This window comes from Geodermatophilus obscurus, from assembly GCF_900115395.1.
Classification (GTDB): Bacteria; Actinomycetota; Actinomycetes; order Mycobacteriales; family Geodermatophilaceae; genus Geodermatophilus; species Geodermatophilus obscurus_B.
In genome coordinates this window covers 37,234-61,629 of the sequence record NZ_FOWE01000014.1, presented here as the reverse complement: position 1 = coordinate 61,629, position 24,396 = coordinate 37,234, and the positions used below count along the sequence as shown (strand labels likewise).

The 24,396-nt window shown below is 74.9% G+C and carries 24 protein-coding genes; 20 read left to right on the top strand and 4 right to left on the bottom strand.

Translation table 11 applies throughout. The features are described 5' to 3' along the window. Positions 1-11: 11 nt before the first annotated feature. The gene (locus tag BM165_RS22795; RefSeq protein ID WP_075015827.1) at positions 12-923 is read right to left on the bottom strand and encodes a putative selenate ABC transporter substrate-binding protein; all 912 of its coding nucleotides are present in this window, start codon (positions 921-923) and stop codon (positions 12-14) included. A 145-nt stretch (positions 924-1,068) separates the two neighbouring features. Here BM165_RS22795 and BM165_RS25020 point away from each other — a divergent pair, with 145 nt between their 5' ends. The 14 genes from BM165_RS25020 to BM165_RS22730 all read left to right on the top strand — a co-directional run bounded on the left by BM165_RS25020 (position 1,069) and on the right by BM165_RS22730 (position 12,638). Then, positions 1,069-1,428, top strand: coding sequence for a histidine triad nucleotide-binding protein (locus tag BM165_RS25020; protein WP_075015826.1), 360 nt, complete (start codon positions 1,069-1,071; stop codon positions 1,426-1,428). Between the two features lie 31 nt (positions 1,429-1,459). Beyond that, positions 1,460-2,287 (top strand): enoyl-CoA hydratase/isomerase family protein, encoded by an 828-nt coding sequence (locus BM165_RS22785; RefSeq protein WP_075015856.1) that lies wholly within the window; start codon positions 1,460-1,462, stop codon positions 2,285-2,287. 89 nt (positions 2,288-2,376) lie between these two features. Continuing rightward, the gene (locus BM165_RS22780; protein ID WP_244274422.1) at positions 2,377-3,510 is read left to right on the top strand and encodes a PhoH family protein; all 1,134 of its coding nucleotides are present in this window, start codon (positions 2,377-2,379) and stop codon (positions 3,508-3,510) included. Between the two features lie 5 nt (positions 3,511-3,515). After that, on the top strand, positions 3,516-4,019 hold the full coding sequence (gene ybeY, locus BM165_RS22775) for an rRNA maturation RNase YbeY (protein ID WP_075015825.1): 504 nt from the start codon (positions 3,516-3,518) through the stop codon (positions 4,017-4,019). After that, positions 4,016-5,347, top strand: coding sequence for a hemolysin family protein (locus BM165_RS22770; RefSeq protein WP_075015824.1), 1,332 nt, complete (start codon positions 4,016-4,018; stop codon positions 5,345-5,347). The genes ybeY and BM165_RS22770 overlap by 4 nt, the downstream gene beginning before the upstream one ends. A gap of 86 nt (positions 5,348-5,433) precedes the next feature. Next, positions 5,434-5,766, top strand: coding sequence for a cytidine deaminase (locus BM165_RS22765; protein WP_075015823.1), 333 nt, complete (start codon positions 5,434-5,436; stop codon positions 5,764-5,766). Beyond that, on the top strand, positions 5,763-6,059 hold the full coding sequence (locus tag BM165_RS25320; RefSeq protein ID WP_208976848.1) for a hypothetical protein: 297 nt from the start codon (positions 5,763-5,765) through the stop codon (positions 6,057-6,059). Before BM165_RS22765 ends, BM165_RS25320 begins: the two co-directional genes overlap by 4 nt. A 9-nt stretch (positions 6,060-6,068) precedes the next feature. Further along, on the top strand, positions 6,069-6,503 hold the full coding sequence (locus BM165_RS25315; protein WP_208976847.1) for a hypothetical protein: 435 nt from the start codon (positions 6,069-6,071) through the stop codon (positions 6,501-6,503). A gap of 49 nt (positions 6,504-6,552) precedes the next feature. After that, positions 6,553-7,467, top strand: coding sequence for a GTPase Era (gene era, locus BM165_RS22755; protein WP_075015822.1), 915 nt, complete (start codon positions 6,553-6,555; stop codon positions 7,465-7,467). After that, positions 7,464-8,246 (top strand): DNA repair protein RecO, encoded by a 783-nt coding sequence (gene recO / locus BM165_RS22750; RefSeq protein WP_075015821.1) that lies wholly within the window; start codon positions 7,464-7,466, stop codon positions 8,244-8,246. The genes era and recO overlap by 4 nt, the downstream gene beginning before the upstream one ends. Beyond that, the gene (locus BM165_RS22745; protein ID WP_083427634.1) at positions 8,243-9,007 is read left to right on the top strand and encodes an isoprenyl transferase; all 765 of its coding nucleotides are present in this window, start codon (positions 8,243-8,245) and stop codon (positions 9,005-9,007) included. The genes recO and BM165_RS22745 overlap by 4 nt, the downstream gene beginning before the upstream one ends. Before the next feature lie 138 nt (positions 9,008-9,145). Continuing rightward, positions 9,146-10,693, top strand: a complete 1,548-nt coding sequence (locus BM165_RS22740) for a hypothetical protein (protein WP_075015819.1) — start codon at positions 9,146-9,148, stop codon at positions 10,691-10,693. A gap of 47 nt (positions 10,694-10,740) precedes the next feature. Beyond that, on the top strand, positions 10,741-11,172 hold the full coding sequence (locus tag BM165_RS22735) for a hypothetical protein (protein ID WP_075015818.1): 432 nt from the start codon (positions 10,741-10,743) through the stop codon (positions 11,170-11,172). Further along, the gene (locus BM165_RS22730; RefSeq protein WP_075015817.1) at positions 11,172-12,638 is read left to right on the top strand and encodes an FHA domain-containing protein; all 1,467 of its coding nucleotides are present in this window, start codon (positions 11,172-11,174) and stop codon (positions 12,636-12,638) included. Before BM165_RS22735 ends, BM165_RS22730 begins: the two co-directional genes overlap by 1 nt. 368 nt (positions 12,639-13,006) lie before the next feature. On the opposite strand, the gene BM165_RS22725 is transcribed toward BM165_RS22730, so the two are convergent. Continuing rightward, a complete protein-coding gene (locus BM165_RS22725; RefSeq protein ID WP_208976846.1) occupies positions 13,007-15,115 on the bottom strand; it encodes a cation:proton antiporter in 2,109 nt (702 codons plus the stop codon). 278 nt (positions 15,116-15,393) lie between these two features. Here BM165_RS22725 and BM165_RS22720 point away from each other — a divergent pair, with 278 nt between their 5' ends. After that, a complete protein-coding gene (locus tag BM165_RS22720; protein ID WP_075015816.1) occupies positions 15,394-16,227 on the top strand; it encodes a protein kinase domain-containing protein in 834 nt (277 codons plus the stop codon). A 73-nt stretch (positions 16,228-16,300) separates the two neighbouring features. Here BM165_RS22720 and BM165_RS25015 read toward each other — a convergent pair whose 3' ends face one another. After that, entirely contained in the window at positions 16,301-18,226 is a 1,926-nt protein-coding gene (locus BM165_RS25015; protein ID WP_075015815.1) for a serine/threonine-protein kinase, read from the bottom strand. 263 nt (positions 18,227-18,489) lie between these two features. Between BM165_RS25015 and BM165_RS25010 the strand changes: the two genes are divergently transcribed. The 5 genes from BM165_RS25010 (at position 18,490) to BM165_RS22690 (ending at position 23,170) form a co-directional block, all read left to right on the top strand. Next, positions 18,490-19,386: a hypothetical protein gene (locus BM165_RS25010; protein WP_075015814.1), complete on the top strand. Its 897-nt coding sequence runs from the start codon at positions 18,490-18,492 to the stop codon at positions 19,384-19,386. Positions 19,387-19,469: 83 nt separating this feature from the next. Continuing rightward, the gene (locus BM165_RS25905) at positions 19,470-19,772 is read left to right on the top strand and encodes an antibiotic biosynthesis monooxygenase family protein (RefSeq protein WP_083427631.1); all 303 of its coding nucleotides are present in this window, start codon (positions 19,470-19,472) and stop codon (positions 19,770-19,772) included. Positions 19,773-19,808: 36 nt separating this feature from the next. Next, the gene (locus BM165_RS22700) at positions 19,809-20,780 is read left to right on the top strand and encodes a hypothetical protein (RefSeq protein ID WP_075015813.1); all 972 of its coding nucleotides are present in this window, start codon (positions 19,809-19,811) and stop codon (positions 20,778-20,780) included. A gap of 82 nt (positions 20,781-20,862) precedes the next feature. Continuing rightward, positions 20,863-22,257: a glycine--tRNA ligase gene (locus tag BM165_RS22695; RefSeq protein WP_075015812.1), complete on the top strand. Its 1,395-nt coding sequence runs from the start codon at positions 20,863-20,865 to the stop codon at positions 22,255-22,257. A gap of 127 nt (positions 22,258-22,384) precedes the next feature. After that, positions 22,385-23,170, top strand: a complete 786-nt coding sequence (locus tag BM165_RS22690) for an alpha/beta fold hydrolase (protein WP_143108299.1) — start codon at positions 22,385-22,387, stop codon at positions 23,168-23,170. 9 nt (positions 23,171-23,179) lie between these two features. Here BM165_RS22690 and BM165_RS22685 read toward each other — a convergent pair whose 3' ends face one another. Then, the gene (locus BM165_RS22685; protein WP_083427638.1) at positions 23,180-24,340 is read right to left on the bottom strand and encodes a glycosyltransferase family 9 protein; all 1,161 of its coding nucleotides are present in this window, start codon (positions 24,338-24,340) and stop codon (positions 23,180-23,182) included. Positions 24,341-24,396: the final 56 nt, after the last annotated feature.

The window sequence follows — 24,396 nt, the reverse complement described above, 5'->3', positions numbered from 1 at the left end:
CAGGACCGCGGTCAGGTGACCAGCCCCAGGGCGCGGCCGATCTCCTCGATCCGGTCGTAGTCCGTCGCGCGGGCCGGCACGAACGACCCCGCACCGAAGAGCTCGAGGACCCCGGCGTCGGCGGGGTCGTCGGCCGAGAGGCCGGTGAACCAGCCGGTCAGCCGCTCGGCGAGGTCGTCGGCGCCGAGCCGCTCGGCCACCCCGGGGCCGAGCAGCCAGTGGTAGTCGGCGTAGGGCGGGGTCCGGGCGTACTCGACGACGGCGGCGGGGTCGACCGCGCCCTCCTCCAGCCGTGACCGCCACACCTGCTCGTTGAGGACCCCGGCCTGGTAGCTGCCCGAGGCGACCAGCGCGATGGTCGCGTCGTGCGAGCCGGAGAACCCCGGCCCGCCGGGGAAGCCCTGCGGGTCGACGCCGGCCTGCTGCAGGAACCACGCGGGCATCAGCCGGCCCGACGTCGAGGTCTCGCTGCCGTAGGTGAACCGCAGCCCGGCCAGTGGGCGGAGGTCGTCGGAGGGGGCGAGCCCGGTGGCGCCGTCGACGACGAAGACCGAGTGGAACTCGCGGTCGATGTCGCGCTGCGCGATCGGCTGCGCGCCGGGTGCCTGCAGCCGGGCCTGCACGCCGGTGAGCCCGCCGAACCAGACGAGGTCGAGGTCGCCGGTGCGGAAGAGGGAGACGGCGGCGGCGTAGTCGGTGACCGGGGAGTAGACGACGTCGAGGTCGAGCGCGGCGGCCATCGCGTCGGCGACGGTGCCGTGCTGGCGCTGTAGCACCTCGGGGTCCTGGTCGGGGATGGCGCCGATCCGCAGCGTGCCCGCGGCGGTGGGGGGACTGCCGACGGGGGAGGAGCGGCCGCAGGCCGCGGTGGCCAGGGCGAGCGCGGTGCCGGCGAGGAACGCACGGCGGGACCGGTCCTGCACGGGGCTCCCCGACCGGAGAGCGCTGCGGTGGGCCACTACGTCCTGCCGGGGCGGGGGACGGGCACGGGGGACCTCCTGCGGGTGGGGACGGCGACCGCGCCATCCTGACCCGCGCCCCCCGGTCGCGCGCCCTAGGGTCGGGCGGGTGAGCGACTGCCTGTTCTGCCGGATCGTGGCCCGGGAGATCCCGGCCGACGTCGTGCACGAGACCGACCGCACGCTGGCCTTCCGGGACGTGAACCCGCAGGCCCCCACGCACGTGCTGGTCATCCCCAAGGACCACCACGCGACGGCGGGGCTGCTGGTGGGCGCCGACCCCGGCCTGCTCGCCGACGTGGTGGCCGCGGCGCACGCCGTCGCCGTCCAGGAGGGGCTGGCCACCGAGGAGGCGCCCGAGCCGGGCTACCGGCTGGTCGCCAACTCCGGTCCGGCCGCGGGGCAGACGGTGCACCACCTGCACCTGCACGTCCTCGGCGGCCGCCCGATGGCCTGGCCCCCCGGCTGAGCCCCCGGCGGGCGGTGGCAGGGTGGCGGGCATGACCGACGCCGGCAGCCCCGCCCCCGTCCGGATCGAGCGGGACGGCGATGTCGCCGTCGTCGTGCTGGACCGGCCGCCGCTGAACCTCTTCGACGAGTCGGTTTTCGCCGCGCTGGAGCAGGTGGCCGCCGAGCTGGCCGCGCTGACCGCACCCGGGCGCCCCGGCCGCGCCCGCGCGGTGCTGGTCGAGGCGAGGGGCAGGGTGGTCTCGGGCGGCGTCGACGTCACCGAGTTCCGCGACGTCGCCGAGGGCCCGGACCCGGCGCAGCGGGGCACCGCGCTGTGGGCGCGGCTGCTCCGCGTGGCGCAGACGATCGAGGACCTCCCCGTCCCCACGGTGTTCGCCGCGCACGGCCTGACCCTCACCGCCGCCTTCGAGCTGGCGCTGGCCTGCGACGTGCTGCTGGCCGCGGAGCGGGCGTCGTTCGGGCTGGTCGAGATCGTCGTCGGGCTGACCCCGTCGATGGGCGGGCCGCAGCGGCTGGCCGAGCGGGCCGGCCCGGCGCGGGCCAAGGAGCTGGTCTTCACCGGCGAGCGCTACCCGGCCGAGGTGCTGGAGCGCTGGAACGTGGTCAACCGGGTGCTGCCCGACGACGGCTTCGCCGAGGCCGCCCGCCAGTACGCGCGCCGGGTCGCCGCCGGGCCCACGGTCGCCCACGCGGCCACCAAGCGGCTGGTGGCCACCGCGGTGCGGCACGGCGCGCGGGCCGCCGACGACATCACGCCGCAGGTCTCCGGGCCGCTGTTCGCCACCGCCGACCTCCGCGGCGCCGTCACCTCCTTCCTCGACGAGGGGCCCGGGAAGGCCACCTACGAGGGCCGCTGAGCTCCGTTCCGGGCGCGATTCCCGCTCGCCCGGCGCGGGTAGACTCGACCGGTCCGATCCCCGTGCCAGGAAGGCAGGGTCGAGGGTTCTTGCCCGACACCTCCCCGAACGTCCCCGTGCAGGGCGCCCCCACGTCGCGTGAGGCGTCGGCCCAGGCCGCCGCCGCCGACAACGCCGGCACCCTCGCGACTCCCCCGCCCGCCGCCGTCCGCACCACCATCACCGTTCCGGACCAGGTGTCGATGGTGGCCCTGCTCGGATCCGGCGACGAGCTGCTGCGGCTGGTCGAGAGCGAGCTCGCCGCCGACGTGCACGTGCGCGGCAACGAGATCGCCGTGACCGGCCAGCCGGCCGACAACGCCTTCGCCGTGCGCGTCTTCGACGAGCTGATCGCGCTGCTGGGCACCGGCCAGGCGCTGCGCCCGGACTCGGTGCGCCGCGTCATCGGGATGCTGCGCAGCGGCGGCTCCGAGCGCCCGGCCGACGTCCTCAGCCTCGACATCATCAGCCGCCGGGGCCGCACCATCCGGCCCAAGACGCTGAACCAGAAGCGCTACGTCGACGCGATCGACGCGCACACCGTCGTCTTCGGCATCGGCCCCGCCGGCACCGGCAAGACCTACCTCGCCATGGCCAAGGCCGTGCAGGCGCTGCAGACCAAGCAGGTGAACCGGATCATCCTCACCCGGCCCGCGGTCGAGGCCGGCGAGCGGCTGGGCTACCTGCCCGGCACGCTCAGCGAGAAGATCGACCCCTACCTGCGGCCGCTCTACGACGCGCTGCACGACATGGTGGACCCGGAGTCCATCCCGCGGCTGATGCAGTCGGGCACCATCGAGGTCGCCCCGCTGGCCTACATGCGCGGGCGGACCCTGAACGACGCGTTCGTCATCCTCGACGAGGCGCAGAACACCACCGCCGAGCAGATGAAGATGTTCCTCACCCGGCTCGGGTTCGGCTCGAAGATCGTCGTCACCGGCGACGTCACGCAGGTCGACCTCCCCGGCGGCGCGCAGAGCGGCCTGAAGGTGGTGCGGGAGATCCTCGACGGGATCGACGACGTGCACTTCGCCAACCTGACCAGCTCCGACGTCGTCCGCCACCGGCTGGTCGGCGACATCGTCGACGCCTACGAGCGCTGGGACGCCTCCCACCAGCAGGGTGCCGGCCGGCCCGCGACGCCCGCCCGGCCGGCCCGGCCGACGCGTCGGCAGGGGAGCTGAGCGGCGTGCCCGTCGAGGTCGCCAACGAGTCCGAGATCGCCGTCGACGAGGCGGAGCTGACCGGCATCTGCCGCTTCGTCCTCGCCGAGATGGGCGTCAACCCGATGGCCGAGCTGTCGGTGCTGTGCGTCGACCCGGACTACATGTCGGTGCTGCACGAGCGCTGGATGGGGGAGAAGGGCCCGACCGACGTCCTCGCCTTCCCCATGGACGAGCTCGACACCGCCCGGCCCGACGACCCCGAGCCGGGCCCCGCGCTGCTCGGCGACGTCGTGCTCTGTCCCTCGGTCGCGGTCCGGCAGGCCCGCGCCGCCGGGCACACCATGGACGACGAGCTGCTGCTGCTGGCCACCCACGGCGTGCTGCACCTGCTCGGCTACGACCACATGGAGCCCGAGGAGGAGCGGGAGATGTTCGGCCTGCAGAACCGCCTGCTCGAGGGCTGGCGGTCCGCGCCGCGGCAGCCGGTCACCGGCGAGCCCGCCGAACGGGGGCCCGGGACCCGATGAGCGCCGGCGCGGTGACCCTGCTGGTCGTCGCGATCTGCCTGGTGCCGCTGGCGGGCGCCTTCGGCGCCATGGACGCCGCGTTGCAGCGGGTGTCGCTCGCCCGCGTCGAGGAGCTGCGCCGCGACGGCGTCCGGCGTGCCGCGGGCCTCGAGCAGGTGCTGGAGGAGCGCGCCCGCGCGGTCGCCCTGCTGCTCCTGCTGCGGATCGTCTGCGAGATGGTGGCGGCGGTGCTCGTCGCCGTCGTCGTGGTCGGCACCCTGGGCACGACGTGGCAGGCGGTGCTCGCCGCGGCCGCGGTCATGACCGTCGTCAGCTACGTGCTGGTCGGCGTCGGCCCGCGCACCCTCGGCCGCCAGCACGCCTACCCGATCGCGCTGGCCAGCGCCGGGCTGGTGCGGCTGCTGGTGCGGGTCCTCGGACCGGTCGCGACGCTGCTCATCCTGATCGGCAACGCCATCACCCCCGGCCGCGGCTACCGCGACGGCCCGTTCTCCACCGAGGTCGAGCTGCGGGAACTGGTCGACCTCGCCGAGGAGCGCGGCGTCGTCGAGTCCGGTGAGCGCAACATGATCCACTCGGTGTTCGAGCTGGGCGACACGATCGCCCGCGAGGTCATGGTGCCGCGCACCGACGTCGTCTGGATCGAGCGCACCAAGACCGTCCGGCAGGCCCTCGCCCTGGCCCTGCGCAGCGGCTTCAGCCGCATCCCGGTGATCGGGGAGAACGTCGACGACGTCGTGGGCGTCGTCTACCTCAAGGACCTGGTGCGCCGCTCGCAGAACCTCGGCGAGGGCCGCGGGCCGCGGGTGGAGGAGCTCATGCGCCCGCCGGCGTTCGTGCCCGAGTCCAAGCCGGTCGACGAGCTGCTGCGCGACATGCAGGCCCGCCGCATCCACATCGCGATCGTCGTCGACGAGTACGGCGGGTTCGCCGGCCTGGTGACCATCGAGGACATCCTCGAGGAGATCGTCGGCGAGATCGCCGACGAGCACGACGCCGTGCAGCGGCCCCCGGTCGAGCACCTCGACGACGGCTCGGTGCGGATCACCGCCCGCCTGCCGGTCGAGGACCTCGCCGAGCTCTTCGACGTCGAGCTGCCCGGCGACGACGACGTCGAGACCGTCGGCGGGCTGCTCGCCCGCGAGCTCGGGCTGGTGCCGATCGAGGGGTCGGCGGCCGAGGTCGCGGGCCTGCGACTGGTCGCCGAGAGCACCGGCGGGCGGCGCAACCGCATCGACACCATCCTCGTGTCGCGGCTGCCCGACACCGATCCCGAGCACCAGTCGGGAGCCACCCGCGCGGAGGTGCCGGCCACGGCCGACAGCTGAGGAAGGACCCTCCCGCCCCCCACCGCTCGCAGGCTCGCGCCGGGCCCCTGCGGGAGGGCCGGATCCAACGGTAGGAGACTTGGCCGGTGCCCGACCTGCAGCCCGAGGACGCCAAGCTCGTCACCCTCGCCCGCTCCGCGCGCGGCCGCACCGGCGCGCCGGAGGGCGCCGCGGTCCGCGACACCGACGGGCGCACCTACGTCGCCGCGTCGGTCGCGCTGCCCTCGCTCACGCTGTCGGCGCTGCAGGCCGCCGTCGCCGCCGCCGTCTCCAGCGGGGTCACGGGGCTGGAGGCCGCCGCCGTGGTGTCCGACGCCGGCGCCGTCGAGGCGGACGGGCTGGCCGCGGTGCACGACCTGACCGCGTCGGCACCGGTCTTCCTCGCCGGCCCCGACGGGGCGGTCCGGGGGACGGCGTGACCCTCGAGGTCGTCTCGCTGGCCGAGCGGCCCGACCTCACCGCGGCCATGTGGTCGATGCCGAGCTCCTGGCCGCGGTTCATGCTGCAGGACCTCGTCGCCGAGGTGCTCTACCGGCGGATCGCCGTCGACTTCCCGGAGTACCAGCTGCTCGCCCTCGACGACGGCGGTGAGCTCGTCGGGCGGGTCAACACCATCCCGTTCGTGTGGACCGGACAGGACGACGACCTGCCCGACCTCGGCTGGGACGGCGTCCTGCAGCGCGGCTCCCGCGACCGCGAGCGGGGCGAGTAGCCCACGGCGGTGTCGCTGCTGGAGGCCCGGGTCGTCCCCGACCGGCAGGGCCGGGGCCTGTCCGCGGCGCTGCTGCAGGCGGCCCGGGCCGCGGTGCGCCGGCTCGGGTACGACGACCTGTTCGGCCCCGTCCGGCCGACGGGGAAGCACCTCGAGCCGCACACCCCGATGCACGCCTACGTCACCCGCACCCGCGACGACGGACTGCCCGAGGACCCGTGGCTGCGGGTCCACGTCCGGCTGGGCGGGCGGGTGGTCCGGGTGTGCCCGGTGTCGATGACCATCCCGGGCACCCTCGCCGAGTGGCGGGAGTGGACCGGGCTGCCGCTGGACCGGTCCGGGCCGGCCGAGGTGCCCGGTGCGCTGGTCCCCGTGCACGTCTCGGCCGAGCACGACGCGGCGGTCTACGTCGAGCCGAACGTGTGGGTGCACCACCGCCTGTGAGGTGTGCCGCCTGGCCGGGGTTGTCGCCCCGCAGTGGGAGACTGGACCGGTGAGCACGCCGGACCAGCCGTACCGCAGCGGCTTCGCCTGTCTGGTGGGCCGCCCGAACGCGGGCAAGACGACGCTGACCAACGCGATGGTCGGCGAGAAGGTCGGCATCGTCAGCAACCGGCCACAGACCACCCGGCACGCCATCCGCGGCGTCGTGCACCGGCCCGGCGGGCAGCTCGTCCTGGTCGACACCCCGGGCCTGCACAAGCCGAAGAGCCTGCTCGGCCGTCGCCTCAACGACGTCGTCCGCGACACCCTCTCCGAGGTCGACGTCGTCGTCTTCTGCGTCCCCGCCGACCAGCCGGTGGGCACCGGTGACCGGTTCATCGCCCGCCAGCTGCGCGAGGTGAGCGCGCCGGTGGTCGTCGTCGTCACCAAGACCGACGCCGCGTCGAAGAAGCAGGTCGCCGAGCAGCTGGTGGCCGCCAGCGGACTCGTCGAGGCCGCCGAGGTGGTCCCGGTGAGCGCGGTGCGGGGAGAGCAGGTCGACCTGCTCGAGGACCTGCTCGTCGGCCTGCTGCCCGAGGGGCCGCCGCTCTACCCCGACGAGCAGACCACCGACGAGGACACCGACCGGCAGATCGCCGAGCTCATCCGCGAGGCCGCGCTGGAGAAGGTGTTCCAGGAGGTGCCGCACTCCCTCGCGGTCACCGTCGAGGAGCTGAACCGCCGGCCCGACCCCAAGCGGGAGGGCGCGGAGCTGGTCGAGGTGCACGCGCTGCTGCACTGCGAGCGCCCCAGCCAGAAGCCGATGCTGCTGGGCAAGGGCGGGTCGATCATCAAGGCGATCGGCACCGAGGCCCGCGCCGGCCTCGAGGAGCTGCTCGGCGCGCGGGTCCACCTCGACCTGCACGTCACCGTCCTCGGCGAGTGGCAGGACGACCCCAAGAAGCTGAACAGGCTCGGCTATTGAGCACCACACCGAAGTCGCTGTACCGCGACGAGGGCATCGTCCTGCGCACCCAGAAGCTGGGCGAGGCCGACCGGATCGTCACGGTCCTCACCCGCCGCACCGGCAAGGTGCGCGCGGTCGCCAAGGGCGTGCGCCGCACCAAGAGCAAGTTCGGCGCCCGGCTGGAGCCCTTCAGCCACGTCGACCTGCAGCTCTACACCGGCCGCAACCTCGACATCGTCAGCCAGGCGGAGTCCATCCGCTCCTACGGCCCGGCGATCGTGACCGACTACCCGGCCTACACCGCCGGCACCGCGGTGCTCGAGACCGCCGACCGGCTCACGGCGGAGGAGAAGGAGCCGTCGCTGCGGCTCTTCCTGCTCGTCGTCGGGGCGCTGCGGGCGCTGTCCGAGCGCGCCCACCCCGCCGGGCTGGTGCTCGACGCCTTCCTGCTGCGCGCCATGTCGGTGGCCGGCTGGGAGCCGGCGCTGGGCGACTGCGCGCGCTGCGGTGTCGAGGGTCCGCACCGGCACTTCTCCGTCCCCGCGGGCGGCTCGGTGTGCCGCGAGTGCCGCCCGACCGGCTCGGCGATGCCCAGCCCGGTCACCATCGGGCACCTGGAGGCGCTGCTGTCCGGCGACTGGGCGACCGCCGAGGCGAGCGAGAACGCGCAGTGCCGCGAGGGCAGTGGCCTGGTCGCGGCGCTGCTGCAGTGGCACCTCGAGCGCGGCCTGCGGTCGCTGCCGCTGGTCGACCGCTCCGACGTCGCGCCCCGGGCGGGGAGCGGGCCCGCCGCGTGAGACGCGAGGTGAAGGCGCCGAACCCGCACCCGTCGGGCGCGCGGCCGCCGCAGATCCCGGCCGACCGCGTGCCCGGCCACGTCGCCATCGTCATGGACGGCAACGGCCGGTGGGCCAAGGAGCGCGGCCTGCCCCGGACGGCCGGCCACGAGGCGGGGGAGTCCTCGCTGTTCGACTGCGTCGAGGGCGCCATCGAGCTCGGCGTGACGGCGATCAGCGCCTACGCCTTCTCGACCGAGAACTGGCGGCGCAGCCCGGAGGAGGTCCGCTTCCTCATGGGCTTCAACCGCGACGTCATCCGCCGCCGCCGCGACGAGATGCACGAACTGGGCGTGCGGGTGCGCTGGGCCGGACGCCGGCCGCGGCTGTGGCGCAGCGTCATCAAGGAGCTCGAGGTCGCCGAGGAGCTCACCCAGGACAACGACGTCCTCACGCTGACCATGTGCGTCAACTACGGCGGCCGCGCCGAGATCGCCGACGCCGCCGCGGCCATCGCCCGCGAGGCCGCCGCCGGCCGGCTCGACCCGGCGAAGGTCGACGAGCGCACCGTCGCCCGGTTCCTCGACGAGCCCGACATGGCCGACGTCGACCTGTTCGTCCGCAGCTCCGGCGAGAACCGGACCAGCAACTTCCTGCTCTGGCAGTCGGCCTACGCCGAGTTCGTCTTCCTCGACACGCTCTGGCCCGACTTCGACCGCCGGCACCTGTGGGCCGCCTGCGAGGAGTACGCCTCCCGCCAGCGCCGCTTCGGCAAGGCCTAGACGGCGTCCTCGCGGGGGCCCGCCGGGCGCGACGGGCCGCGAGCCACGGTTCACCGGGCCCCGTAGCGGAATCCGTTGACAGCCCGACGGTGCCCACCGACAGTGGCGGCTCCCCCACAGAGGACGGACACCACTCCCGTGAGCGAGAGCACGATCGCGCCCCAGCAGGCCTCCACCCCGGCGCAGCCCGGCGACCTCACCGACTCCCTGGTCGCCACCGACGTCTGGACCGACCAGATGCTGGCCGACGCGGGCATCCCCGTCGTCGACGTCCCGTTCGTCACCGTCGGCGGCGGCATCGGGTCGTTCGTGACCGTGGACTACCTGCGCATCTGCGGCGTCCCCACCAGCGCCATGCGGGTGCTCACCCCGCTGAAGACGCCGTGGGAGAGCTACGAGTACCTGACGACGGTCTCCCAGATCCCGCGCGGCGAGCGGCTGCGGTCCGATTCCTCCTCCTGCCCGGACAACATCTGGGGCTTCCCGAGCTACGCCGTCCGCGAGGCGCTGCAGGGCGACCTCAAGCAGGCCTGGAACGTCCTCGTCGAGCCGATCTTCGCGAACTACTACACCCCCAGGGCGGGGCACGCGTTCGAGTCGATGGAGAAGGAGATGCACCGGATCCGGTACCCGGAGATGGTCGTCACCGGCCAGGTCCGGATGGTCCGGCGCCGCGCGGGCGGCGGGTACTTCACCGTCCTCACCCCGCCGGAGGGCGCGACGCCGACCCGGCGGATCGCCTACCGCAGCCAGTGGGTGCACATCGCGATCGGCTACCCGGGGCTGAAGTTCCTCCCCGACCTGCAGCGCTACCGCAGCCGGTACGGCGACTACTCCAGGGTCGTGAACGCCTACGAGCGGCACGAGCACGTCTACGAGCGGCTGCACCAGCGCCCGGGCACGATCCTCGTCCGCGGCGGCGGCATCGTCGCCTCCCGCGTGCTGCAGCGGCTCATCGACGACCGCGACCAGCGGGGCCTGCAGACCCAGATCGTGCACCTGTTCCGCACCTACGTGGACCGCCCGCACGGCACCGGCATCCTCAAGCGCCGCAAGGGCGCCGACGGCTGGGCCTACCAGGGCTTCAACTACCCGAAGTCGGTGTGGGGCGGCCAGCTCAAGCAGCAGGTCCGCGACAGCGAGGGCCCCGAGCGGAAGCGGCTGTACGAGGAGATGGGCGGCACCAACACGCCCGTCCGCAAGGACTGGCAGGAGCAGCTCCGGCGTGGCCGGGCCGAGGGCTGGTACCGCGTCGTGATCGGCCAGATCGACGAGTTCCGGCCGGCCGGTGACCTGGTCGAGGTCACCGTCTCCACGCCCGACCAGGGCCGGCACGTCGGCACCTTCGACGCCGTCATCGACTGCACCGGCCTCGAGGCCGACATCCGCGAGCACCGCGTCCTGGCCGACCTGCTCGACCACTCCAACGCCACGCGCAACCCCGTCGGCCGGCTCGACGTCGGCCGCGACTTCGAGGTCACCGGCACCCGCAACGGCGGCAAGATGTACGCCTCGGGCAGCGCCACACTGGGCGGTCCGTTCCCCGGCGTCGACACGTTCTTCGGCCTGCAGATCGCGGCCCAGGAGATCGCCGACGACCTCATCCGGCAGGGCTTCGCGCAGAAGCTGGGACCGGGACGGTCGACCAGCCAGTGGTGGAAGTGGGTCCGCAACAAGCAGATCTGACCGACCGGCCCCCGCTCCGACCCCCTCGACCGAGAGAGACACATCCCGTGCTGCCCACCCTCAACGGCCGCATCCAGACCAGGGTCTTCCTGCTGGCCGTGGTCGGTTCGATCTGGACCCTGCTCGTCACCCCTGTCCTGCCCACCGGCGCGTCGCTGGGCGCGTCCTACGGGGCGACCTTCTCCGTGCTGCTCGTCGTCCTGGTGCTCGGCGTGCTCTGGGAGCTCGTCTACCACGGCCTCCAGCAGTTCCGGTGGGAGAAGGACTGGCCGACGCTGTTCGGCCTGCTCACCGGCGTCCCCGAGGGGTTGCTGGTGTGGTTCCTCTTCGCCGGCGGTGCGCTGTGGATCGACTCGCTGTCCGGCCCCGCCTTCGCCATCCACTTCGTCAGCACCTGGCTGATCGTGTGGCTGGTGGCCAACGGCCCGATGCGGGTGCCGTTCATCCACTGGCGGATCAACGGCGGGCGGCTCATCTGATGACACGCGCCACGCCTCCGCTGGCCGGCGCCACCGGAGCACCGGCCACGGTGCCGCCCTTCGACCAGGTCGCCGTCCGCGTCGCGCCGGGCCCCGACCTCGTCGTCCGCCTGCCCGGGGTGCTCCTCGTCGTCGGCGTCCCGGACCACCCGGCCGCGTCGGCCGCCCCGCCGTCCCGGCCGGCGCTCGACGGGTGGGGACCGGCCCCGGTGCCCGCCGCGCCGGCCGCCGCGCCCGCCGGTGACGCGCACGTCGGTGAGCTGGTGGCGCTGTGCCGCCGGGTGTCGGCCGCGGGCAGCCGGGCTCCCGGGACGCGGCTGCACGAGGAGCTGCGCGACTGGCTGGGCACGGTGGGCGACCCGCCGTCGTTCGCCGTCGCCGCCGCCACCGAGGACGGGCTCGCGCTCGTCCTGGCCGGCGACGGCACCGCCGAGGTGCCCGACCTCGGCCTGCGGCTGACCCCCGCACAGGGGGAGGCGCTCGGCAACGGGACGCTCGTCCTCGACCGGCTGGTCACCTGGCCGCCGGCGGCGCTGCACCTGTCGGCGGGCGCACCCGCCGGCGTCGCGCCGCACCCGCTGGCCGACCTCGAGGCCGGGATCGTGCCCGGCGCCGCGGCGGTGCTCGCCCCGGCCCCCGCGGCGTCCGCTGCACCCGCGCCGCCGCCCTCGGGGACGACGATGGTGCGGCTGCCCTCGCCGAACGGCCGCGCACCGCTGCCCCCGCCGCCGCCCCGCCCGCCCGCCGTCCCGACCCCGCCGGCCGGTGCGCCGGAGCCCGCGGGCCACGGGCACGAGCACCACGAGCACGCCGTGCCGGCGCCCGTCGCCGCAGCCCCGGCCGCGCCCGCCCCGCCGGTGGAGCTGCCGGCGCCGAAGAAGTCGGCGCTGCTGTTCGCGCAGCCCGCCGAGGCCGAGCCAGCGCGCGAGCCGCTGCCGATCCCGGGCGCGGAGCCCGCGTCGGCCCCCGCGCCCGAGCCCGCGGACGAGCGGGCCAGGGTCAAGGGCATCCTCTGCAAGAACGGACACCTCAACGACCCCCGCGCCGGGTTCTGCGCCCTGTGCGGCATCCGCACCACGCAGCAGACCGCCGTCCTGGTGGAGGGGGTCCGTCCGCCGCTGGGGCTGCTCGTCTTCGACGACGGCGCGACCGTCAGCCTGGACGTGGACTACCTGCTCGGCCGGGAGCCGGAGACCGACGAGCGGGTCGGGTCCGGACAGCTGCGGCCGCTCCTGGTCGTCGACCAGACGGGCGGTGTCAGCCGGCACCACGCCGAGATCCGCCTCGACGGGTGGGACGTGCTGCTGCTCGACATCGGCTCGGCCAACGGCACCCTCGTCGCCCCGCGCGGAGCACCGGGCTGGGCCTCGCTGGTGCCGCACCAGCCGGTCCGGCTGACCGCCGGCATGGCCGTCCGCATGGGCGGCCGCACGTTCGCCTTCGAGTCCCCGCACGGCGGCTACTGACCCCTCCGCAACTGACGACCCTGCAACTGACGAGCCCGCAACCGACGACTCCGCGACCGACGACTCCGCGACCGACGACTCCGCGCACGGCACCCGGCGCCCGTCTCCCTCCGGGGAGGCGGGCGCCGTCGCGTCCAGGGGCCAGGGGGGCCGAGGGGAGTCGTCCCGGGCGTCCTCGTGCTCTGCACACGGGTGTGTGCAGAGCACGAGGACCGGCGGCACAGGTGTGGCGGACGGTCGTGCTCTGCCCCCGTTGCGGAGCAGAGCACGAGGACGCGGGCAGGGAGAACCTCGGGCGGGCGGCCCCGGACGCGACGGAGCCCGCGTCCGGGAGGGACGCGGGCTCCGCGGCGCGGGGAGCGGACCGGTCAGGCGGCCCCGGACCGGCCGGCGATGCCGGCCAGGGTCTCGTCCATGTCCCGGTCGCTGTCGGCCCGGCCGGCGTGCACCAGCAGGATCGGCGTCAGGTCGTCCGCGGCCGGGACGAGGCCGGCACCCGCGGGCGCCACCAGCAGCGAGGGCAGCGTCGTGGTCCCCGTCTCGACCCGGACGCCGGCCTTGCGCAGCCCGTCGGTGACGCTGCGCTTGAGACCGCGCCGGCCGTCGGCCTCCCGCAGCTGGAGGGGGACCGTGCGGCCCAGCGAGGTGGACGCGGCCAGCCGCAGCGCGGCCCGCCCGTCGGCGCTGCCGTCCTGAACGACCGCGACCGGGCCCTGCGGCTGCAGCGCCGCGGACCCCAGCTCCCCGGAGACGGTGACCACCGAGCCGTGCAGCGACGCCGGCCACGGGGTCTCGCCGTCCGCGACCAGCGCGTGCTCGGCCAGGCCCCACCCGCTGCGCACCAGCACCACGTCGGCGTCGCTGCTGCCGGCGAGATCGGCGACCTCGGCCCAGGGGTCCTCGCTGAAGCGCGAGGCCACCGACGCCGTGAGACCGCGGGCCTCGACCTGGCGGGCCAGGGTCCGCAGCTCACCGGCCACGGTCGCCATGAGCTCGAGGTCCGCGCCGAGGCCGCTGGAGACCTCCGGCTTGGGCCGCGACCGCCGCACGACGCGGGTGAGCACCACCTGCGCCGGCCGCTCCCGCCCGACGAGGTCGCAGGCGAGGTCGACCAGGCCGGCGTCGCGGTCGAGGTCGTCCACCACGACGACGACGGTGTAGGCGTCGGTGAGCCCCATCTCGGCGCGTTCGGCCGCGGCGATGTCCCGGTCGAGGACGCGCTGCGGGTAGATGAGGTCCAGCAGCGGGGAGGCCATGGCGGTCGTCACCAGCGCCATGATCACCATGAGCGTGAACATCTCGCCGTCGAGCACGCCCTGCTGCACCCCGATGTTGAGGATGACCAGCTCGGTGAGGCCGCGGGTGTTCATGAGCGTCGCGAGGGCCCCGGCCTGGCGCTTGGGCACCTTCTGCGCGCGGGCTGCGGCGTAGGCGCCCAGGAACTTGCCCGAGATGGCGACCAGCAGGATCAGCGCCAGCTCTCCGACGCCGGTCAGGTCGATGGCGCCGACGTCGACGTTGAGGCCGGTGACGACGAAGAACACCGGGAGCAGGAGCAGCACGCTGACCTGCTCGAGGCGGTCGACGATCTCGTGGTTGAGCCGGGCGGCGCCCTTGCGGGGCATGACCACGCCGAACAGGAAGGCGCCGAAGATGAAGTGGATGCCGATCTCCTCGGCCACCCAGGCGCTGGCCAGGATGCCGATGAGGACGCCGGCGAGCATCTCCGGCGTCAGCTGGCCCAGCCGCTCGTACTGGGTCACGAGCACCCGCAGCAGCGGCTTGACCACGAGGAACATCACCAGCGCGAAGACGACCGACAGGCTCAGGATCAGCACCACGCCGCCGAACGACGACGCCGCGACGATCGCCACGACGACGGCCAGGAGGCACCACGCGAGGACGTCGTCGACCGCGGCGCAGGCGAGGGCGAGCGCGCCGGTGGGGACCCGGTGCATCTGACGCTCGGCGAGGATGCGGGCGAGCACCGGGAACGCGGTGATCGACATGGCCACCCCCAGGAACAGTGCGAACCCGGCGAAGGAGATCGGCGACGTCGACCCGTCCGCGCCGGTGAAGACGTCGTGCTGGCCGTGCAGGTAGGCGGCCAGCAGCACGCCCAGCGCGAACGGCAGCAGGATCGAGGCCAGCGACACCGAGACGGCGACCTTCTCCCGCCCGCGCATGAACGACAGGTCGACCTCGAGGCCGATCAGGAACATGAACAGGACGAGGCCCAGCTGCGCCAGCACGTTGAGGAAGGGCCGGATGTCCGGGGGGAACAGCAGGGTGTCCAGGTCGCCGGGCAGCGCGCCCAGCAGGGTGGGCCCGAGCAGGATGCCGGCGACGATCTCGCCGATCACGGCCGGCTGACCGACCCTGCGGGCGAGTCGGCCCATGAGGCGGGCGAGGACCATGATCACGGCCAGGTCGAGGAAGACGTAGGCGATGATCTCTGCGACGGGGCGCGGCTCCACGAGATCTCCGGATGGCGTGTGACGGGTGGCGGGCCACCCGGGACGGTCGCGACAGCGGTGCGGTCGCGGGCCGGCCGGGGGTCTCCCGGACGGCGACGGGCGCGGAGCGTAACGGCGCCCTGGCCGGTGTGGGGTCGTTCCGAGCACGGGGGCCGGGAGCCTCCCGGCGGGACGAAGCGGGTTCCCGGACAGCGGTGCGGCAGGCACACTGTCGCGCTGCCGCACCGGCGGCGTCCCGGCTCGCCGGGGGCGAGAACAGCGTGTCAGGAGGACTCAGGATGGATGCCGTCGGCCTGGTGGGCGCGGCGCCTGCCACCATCGCGGACTACACGGTGGTCCGGGTGCTCGGTGAGGGCAACAACGGTCGCTTCTACCTCGCCCGGCCGCCGGCGCGGCTGGGGCTGCCCGACGAGTACGTGGCCGTGAAGGTGTTCACCGGCACGCACAGCGAGCAGGCCTACGAGCGCGGCGTGCGCGAGCTGCGGGCCTTCGCCCAGGTGGCCTCGCCCTACTTGGTGCGGGTCTACGACGCCGTCCTGCAGGACAGTTTCTTGTACGCGATGGAGTACTGCCCGCTCGGCTCCCTGGCCGCGCCGGCCCGCCCGCTCAGCCGCGGGGAGGTGCTCCGCGCGGTCGCCCACGCCGCGCACGCCGCGCACGCGCTGCACGAGGCGGGCCTCACCCACGGCGACGTCAAGCCGGCCAACATCCTGCTCACCGAGGACGGCGGCAAGCTCTCCGACCTCGGCCTGGCCCGCTACCTGGCCCCGGGCGTGACGCTGACCGGCATGGCCAGCGCCGCGTCGGTGGAGTACCTCGACCCGGCGCTGCTGCGCGGGGAGCGGCCCTCGCGCGCCACCGAGGTGTTCGCGCTCGGCGCCACGCTCAACCGGGCCCTCACCGGCACCGGTCTCTACGGCGAGCTGCCCGACGGCGAGCCGCTGCTGGCGATCCGCCGCGTCATGAGCGCCGAGCCGGCGATCAGCCCCGGGCTGACCGACGACGAGGCCGCGCTGGTCTCCTCGTGCCTCGCCCCGATCGGTCAGCGGCCGGCGACCGCGCTGCAGGTGGCCGAGCGGCTCGACGCGCTCGCGGCGGCCACGCGCGCCTGACGGACCGGGCGACACACGACGAGGGCCCCGCTCCTCCCGGCCGGGAGGAGCGGGGCCCTCGTCGTGTGCGGGGTCAGCGCTGGACGAAGTCGCTGTGCGTGGGGTCGCGCCACCACTCGTAGAGGGTGGCCAACCCCTCCTGCCCGCCGTTCTCGATGGCGACGATGCCCTCGGCGGCGAACCCGTCCTGCGTCCAGTAGAGGACGGCGTTGTTGTTCTCGTCGATGAAGCAGGCCAGGCGCCCGGCCGTCTGACCGTTGACCCGGTACTCGTCGTAGCCCTCGGACGTGACGCAGGACGGATCACCGGTGAACGGGCTGACCCCCTCCCGCTCCATGTCGGCGAGGAAGACCTCGTCCACGGCCGCGGCGTCCTCGTACAGGTAGAAGGAGGAGGCCTCGGGACCCGGCTGCGAGGCGGCGGCCCCGCAGTTGACCGTGGCGATGTCGCCGTCACCGGCCGGGTCGCCGGCCTCGCAGACCGACGGGTCGAAGTCGCCCGGGACGATGGCGAGCAGCTGCTCCTCGGGCGCCGGGTCGGTGGTCCCGCCGCCGGTGTCCGTCCCCGTGCCCGTGCCGGTGTCCGTGCCGGTCCCGGTGCCGGTGTCGGTGCCGGTGTCGGTGCCGGTGTCGGTCCCGGTGCCGGTCCCGGTGTCGCCGCCGGTGCCGCCGCCGGTGGAGACGTCGGTGTCGTCGGCCGTGGGGGTGCCGCTGCCGAAGCCGCCGGTCAGGGCGATCACGCCGACCACCACGGCGACGAGCAGCGCCGCCAGTCCGCCGAGCACGAGCGGCAGCCGGTTCGACGTCCGCCCGCCGCTGGGTGAGGCGCCCCCGCTCGGGAAGTGGCCGGCCGGCGGCGGGAAGCCGGGCGGTCCGGGGTTGGACGGCGGGCCGTAGCCGGTGGGTGCGCCGGGGTTGGACGGCGGCCCGTACCCGGTGGGAGGTCCGGGGTTGGACGGCGGGCCGTACCCGGTGGGAGGTCCGGGGTTGGACGGCGGCCCGTAGCCGGTGGGGATCCCGGGGTTCGAGGGCGGCGCGTACAGCGCGGCCGGGGCGCCGTAGGCGCCGGCGGGCGCGCCGGGGTTGGAGAACCCGACGGTCTGCGGGCGCAGGGGCAGCGGTGTCACAGACGTCGGCGGCGCCGCCTCGGGCCGGGGGGCCACGCCCGCGGACGCCAGGGCCGCCCGCGCGGCCGCCGCCAGCTCGCCGCAGGTGGAGTACCGCTCGTCGGGCTCCTTGGCCAGGCCCTTGAGGACGACGTCGTCGAGGCCCCGCGGCAGGCCCGGGCGGACCACCGACGGCGCCTGCGGCGTGGTGTTGAGGTGGGCGTACATCAGCATGGCCAGCCCGTCGCCGTTGAACGGCCGGCGCGCGGTCAGGCACTCGAACAGCACGCACGCCAGCGCGTAGACGTCGACGCGCTGGTCGATCGGCTTCTCGAGGAAGCGTTCGGGCGCCATGTAGTCGAAGGACCCCAGTGCCGCGCCGGTCTGGGTGAGCGACGGGCCCTGCCCGTCCGACGTCGACCGGGCGATGCCGAAGTCGACCAGGTAGACGAACTCGTCGTCACCGGCGCCGCTGAGCAGCACGTTCGACGGCTTGACGTCGCGGTGCACCAGGCCGTCGGCGTGCGCGGCGTCGAGCGCCCGGGCGGTCTGGCTGACGATCGACACCGCCCGCTCGGGGCTCATCGGCCCGTCGGCGGCCAGTGCGGCGGCGACGTCGCGCCCGGGCACCAGGCGCATGTCGAGGAACAGTCGCCCGTCGATCTCGCCGTAGCGGTGGATCGGCACGATGTGCGGCTCGTTGAGCCGCGCGGCGAGGTGTGCCTCGCGTCGGAAGCGCTCCCGGTAGCCGCTGTCGGCGGCGAGGTGCTCGGAGAGGACCTTGAGCGCGACCGTGCGGTCGTGCTCGGTGTCGAAGGCGCGGTAGACCTCGCCCATCCCGCCGCGCCCGAGCAGCGCCTCGATGCGATAGGGGCCGAACTGTTGCAACTCCACCGGTCGTCCTCCGTGTGCCGCGGCCGGGGCGCTCGCCGGATCCGGCGCCCGGTGCGGGGTCGTCGGCGGAGTCTAGGGACGGCGACCGGACCCGACCAGCACCGTCGGCGCGGCACCTGACGGGGCCGTCACCCGACCGGGGAGCCGTGATCGAGCCGTGACGACCGGCGCGCACGAACCCGTAGGCGGGACGGCGGGGCGTCACTACCTTGCACTCGCTCTCGGGCCCGGTGGCCCGCCCCCTTCCGAACGGATGAAGCACGATGAGTCAGCCTCCCGGCCAGTACGGCGCCCCGAGCCAGTACGCCCAGCCCGGCCAGTACGGCGCCCCGGGCCAGTACGGCGCGCCCGGCCAGTACGGCGCCCCGGGCGGCTTCGGCCCGGGTGGCCCCGGCGGGCCGGGCGGCTTCGGCCCCGGCGGCTACGGCCGGCCGCCGCAGAAGAAGAGCATCCTGCCGTGGGTGATCACCGCGCTGGTCGTCGTGGCCGCCGGCGTCGGCGTCCTCCTCTTCTTCCTGCTCCGCGGCGACGACACCCCGGCCGCCACGGCGGCCTCGAGCTCGTCGTCGGCCGACGCGGGCAGCGAGAACTCCGGCGAGGGCTCGGACGAGGGCTCGGACGGGGGCTCGGACGGGGGCTCCGACGAGGGCGCCGAGGGTGGCTCGGACACCGGCTCCGGCGGCACGGGCATGGACATGGGCGGCCCGGTCTCGGTCCCCGGCGGAGCGGGTACGCCCGGCGGCGGTGGCAGCGGTGGTGGTGCCGGCGGCGGCACCGGCGGCGGGATGACCGAGCAGACCGGTGGCGGCACCGACGCCGGCGAGATCCCCGGCTCCTCCGACATCGCGCTCGCGTGGGTCCAGGCCGTGTACGAGCTCGACTACGCCACCGCCTACAACATCTCCTGCGCGGCCCTGCAGGACGCCGCGGTGGCGGAGTCCGCCGGCACCGAGTACACGGCCGACCAGTACCTGACGCTGTACTTCTACAGCGCGATCCTCGGCGGCCAGGCGATCACCGACGGCGTCCTGGTCAGCGTGGAGCACGACGCGGCCAACGGCATCGACCGGTCGACCTTCGAGCTGACCCTCGCCGACGGCACCACGCAGACCGTGCAGGTCGGCGTCGACGAGAACCTGCTGGTCTGCTACTTCGGCTGACCGGCGCACCCGACGGCCGGTCCCCGCAGCGCGGGGGCCGGCCGTCGGCGTCTGCACCTCCGGCTCTGCGGCACCATGGGCGCGTGTTCGCCGTGACCCGGTTGCGGGTGTCCCCAGGGTCGGCGGGCGACCTGCCCGCCGACCTCGACCGGCTGCTCGCGGCCCTCTCCGCACGGCCGGGCTTCCTCGGTGGTGAGTCCGGCCGCTGCGCCGACGACCCGGAGCTGTGGGCGCTGGTGACCCGCTGGGACGGCGTCGGCGCGTACCGCCGCGCGCTCTCGGCCGCCGAGGTCAAGATGGCCGGGGCGCCGGTCTGGCTGCACGCGGTCGACGAGCCCGGGGCCTTCCTCCCGCTGGAGGAGTCCCCGGGCAGCCGCGGTGCGTAGCCTGCGTCGGACAGCACGAGCACGGGAGGACGGGCGATGACCCAGCCGCCGCAGGACGGGACGCCTCCCGACCGCACCCGCGAGGTGCGCCTGCCCCCGGTGCCCGGCCGCCCGCCGGTGCCAGGACGCCCCGCGGTGCCCGACCCGCCCACCGACCGGCTGCCCGGCGGGCCGCCCGACCAGCGGGACCCGACGCTGCGGCTCGGCGGGCAGCCGCCGTCCCCGCAGGCGCCGCCCCAGCAGCCGCCGTACGGGCAGCAGCCCTCCTGGGGTCAGCAGCCGCCGTACGCGCCGCCCGGTGCGCCCGGGTACGGCCCGCCGCAGTACGGCCCGGGCGGCGGTCCCGGCTACGGCGGTCCCGGCTACGGCGGCCCTGGCTACGGTGGCCCCGGCTACGGCGGCCCCGGGTTCGGGGCGCCGCAGCCGCCGAAGCGGAGGCGCGGCCCGCTGGTCCCCCTGCTCGTGGCGCTCGGCGTCCTGCTCGTCGGCGGTGGAGTCCTGGCCGTGCTGCTGCTGAACCGGGACGACGACGGCCCCTCCACCGCGTCGCCGGGGACGTCGACGAGCGCGTCGTCCTCGTCCTCCTCGTCCTCCTCCTCGGCACCGTCGTCGTCGGCCGACCCCTCTGGCGAGGGCGGCTTTGGCGGAGGTGCCGGCACGTCCACCGGCGGCGGCGGCGGGGAGACGGGGGAGCTCAACCGCCCGGACAGCCCGGACTTCGCCACCTCGTGGGTGGAGGCCCTCGCCGACCGCGACGCGGAGGCCGCCTACGCCGACCTGTGCGCCGACGGGCAGGCGCAGCTCCCCGACGCCGCGGCGCTGCTGGCCGACTTCGACGCCTTCCTCGGCGGGCAGATCACCGAGGGTTCGCTCACCGGCGCGGCAGCCGCGGGCGACGTCGACGAGGTCACCTTCGACGTCACGCTCGACACCGGTAGCCAGGTCTCGTTCGTGATCACCGTCGCCGACGAGGGCCGGCCGACCGTCTGCGGCTACACCGAGGCCTGATCGGCGGCCGGGGGCGCGCGGGACGGCGACTACCGTGGGCGGGTCAGCCGCCGACCGCCAGCCGGATGGAGCACCACACCCCGTGAGCACGACCACGCACGACCCCGCCCGCCTCGACAAGGTGGTCAACCTCTGCAAGCGCCGGGGGTTCGTCTTCCCCTCCGGTGAGATCTACGGCGGCACCCGCTCCGCCTGGGACTACGGGCCCCTGGGCGTGGAGCTCAAGGACAACATCAAGAAGCAGTGGTGGCGCACCGTCGTGCAGAGCCGCGACGACGTCGTCGGCCTGGACTCCTCGGTGATCCTGCCGCGCCAGGTGTGGGTCGCCTCCGGTCACGTCGGCGTCTTCACCGACCCGCTGACCGAGTGCCAGAACTGCCACAAGCGCTTCCGGGCCGACCACCTCGAGGAGGCCTTCGAGGCCAGGAAGGGCCGGCTGCCGGAGGGGTTGACCGAGATCACCTGCCCGAACTGCGGCGTGACCGGCCAGTGGACCGAGCCGCGCGACTTCAACATGATGCTCAAGACGTACCTCGGCCCGGTCGAGGACGAGTCCGGGCTGCACTACCTGCGCCCGGAGACCGCGCAGGGCATCTTCGTGAACTTCGCCAACGTCATGGGCGCGGCGCGGAAGAAGCCGCCGTTCGGCATCGGGCAGATCGGCAAGTCCTTCCGCAACGAGATCACCCCGGGGAACTTCGTCTTCCGCACCCGCGAGTTCGAGCAGATGGAGATGGAGTTCTTCGTCGAGCCGGGCAGCGACGAGGAGTGGCACCAGTACTGGATCGACGAGCGGACCCGCTGGTACACCGACCTCGGGATCTCGCCGGACAACCTGCGGCACTTCGAGCACCCGAAGGAGAAGCTGAGCCACTACTCGAAGCGCACCGTCGACATCGAGTACCGCTTCGGCTTCCAGGGCTCGGAGTGGGGCGAGCTCGAAGGCATCGCCAACCGCACCGACTTCGACCTCTCGACCCACACCGAGCACTCCGGCGTCGACCTGTCCTACTTCGACCAGGCGAGCAACACCCGCTGGACGCCGTACGTCATCGAGCCGGCGGCGGGGCTCACCCGCTCGCTGATGGCCTTCCTGGTCGAGGCCTACACCGAGGACGAGGCGCCCAACGCCAAGGGCGGCGTCGACACCCGCACGGTGCTGCGGCTGGACCCGCGGCTGGCGCCGGTCAAGGCCGCCGTCCTGCCGCTGTCGCGCAACGCCGACCTCTCGCCCAAGGCCCGTGACCTGGCCGCGCGGCTGCGCCGGAACTGGAACGTCGACTTCGACGACGCCGGCGCGATCGGCCGCCGCTACCGCCGCCAGGACGAGATCGGCACGCCGTTCTGCCTCACCGTCGACTTCGACACCCTCACCGACGACGCCGTCACCGTGCGGGAGCGCGACTCGATGAGCCAGGAGCGGATCGGCCTGGACGCCGTCGAGTCCTACCTCGCCGCGCGCCTGCCCGGCTGCTGACCCTCCGTGCACTTCCGCGGATGTGCCCCGTGCACTTCCGCGGAAGTGCACGCAGTGCCGGCGTGCGACGCGCCGAGCGCAGCGGCCGGCGGCCGGACCGGTGCCGCCGGCTGACATCCTGCGCCGCGTGACGCTGTCCCTGCACGAGGCCGGCCCGGCGGACCGGCCCACGGTGGTCCTCCTCCACGGCGTCGGCACCAGCGGGTGGATGTGGCGCCGGCTCGTCGAGGCCGTCGGCGGGGACCTCCACCTGCTGGTCGTCGACCTCCCCGGGCACGGGGACAGCGCGGCCCGGCCGTGGGTGTCCCTCGACGACACCGTGGCGGCGGTCGCCGAGGTGATCGGCGACCGCGCTCCCGACGGCCGGGCGCACCTGGTCGGCCTGTCGCTGGGCGGGTACGTGGCCACCGAGCTCGCCGCGCGGCACCCCGACCTGGTGCCGACCGCGCTGGTCAGCGGGGTCAACGTCCTGCCGTTCCCGCGGCCGCGCCTCGTGCGGGCCGCCGGCCGGCTGATGTCCCCGCTCATGGCGACCACGCCGCTGCTGCGGGCCAACGCGCGGGCGCTCGGCGTGCCGCCGGAGGACTTCGACGGGTACGCCACCGCGGCCCGGACGATGGCACCCGGGACGTTCCTGCGGGTCGGTGCCGACCTGGTGGAGTACCGGGTGCCGGAGGCCGCCGCGACGTCGTCGTCCCGGGTCCTGGCCGTCGCGGGGGAGCGGGAGCAGGAGCTGATCCGGCGCTCGCTGCCGATCCTCTCTACCGCGTTCCCCCGGGGCGCGGCGCGCCTGGTGCCCGGCGTCGGGCACGCGTGGAACGGCGAGCAGCCGGCCCTGTTCGCCGAGGTCGTGCGGGCCCACGTCACGGACGGCGAGCTGCCCGCGGCGCTCCGGGAGCCGCAGGCCGCCTGAGCCGGCGCCCTACCGGGCCACCCGCCCGAGAGGCTGCCGAGCCGGCGCGGGGAGCGCGGCGGCGGCCGCGTGCACCGACGGGCCGCCGTCCCCGAGCAGGTCGAGGGCGGCGGCCCGCACCGTCTCCAACGGGACGTCGGCGACCAGGGACCGGTCGTGGCCGCAGCGCGACCGGGCCTGGTCGACCCCGCACGCGGGGCAGGTGGTCCGCGTGGACACCGCCACCCGGTGCCGCCGCCGGGTCAGCGGTCCGGCGTTGAGCAGGTTGTGCTCGAGGAAGACGCCGACGGTCGCCGTCCCGACCGCCTCGGCCAGGTGCCGCGGACCGGAGTCGTTGGCCACCACCACACGGCAGCGCGCGAGGACGCCGGCCAGCGCGCCCAGCGGGAGCCGGCCGACCAGGTCGAGCAGCGGTGCCGTCGTCGCCGCCCGGATGGCGTCGGCGGCGCGCCGGTCGTCGTCGCCGGAGCCGACCAGCACCACCTGCGCGCCCGCGGTCGCGAGCTCACCGGCGAGCGCGGCGAAGCACGCGGCGGGCCAGCGGCGGCGGGGGTCCCGCGCGCCGGGGTGCAGCGCGACCAGCGGCCCGGGGCCGGCCGGCAGGACGTCGTCGGCGGCCGCGACGTCGGCCGGGACGAGGTCCAGCCGCGGCTCGAGCGTCACCGGCGCGGCGCCGACCAGGCCGGCGAGCTCCAGGCAGCGGAACACCTCGTGCTGGTCGGAGGAGTAGGGCAGCCAGCGGTCCAGCGGCGGGGCGCCGGCGTCCCGTGCCCCGGCGGTCACCCGGGCGCCCAGCGCGGAGACGAGCGGGTTGGAGTTGCCGCCACCGCCGTGCAGCTGCAGGGCCAGGTCGTAGCCCTCCGCCCGCTGCTGCACGAGGAAGCGGCGCACCTCCGGGGTGTCGCGCCCGGCACCCGGCGCGTCGCGGACCCCCGGCCACGGCGGGACGACGACGACGCGGTCCCACGGGCCCGGCCGTCCCCCGAGCAGGTCGGCGTGCAGGGGCGCGCCGAGGAGCGTGATCTCCGCAGCCGGGTAGGCGGACCGCAGGGCGGCCAGCGCCGGGAGGGTGAGCACCAGGTCACCGAGGAAGTTGGCGCGCAGGACGGCGATCCGGGTGACGCCGGGGACCACAGCGCTGCCGGCGGTCACAGCGCTGCCGGCGGTCACGGCGCCGCCGGCAGTCACGGCGCCGCCGGCAGTCACGGCGCCGCCGGCAGCCACGG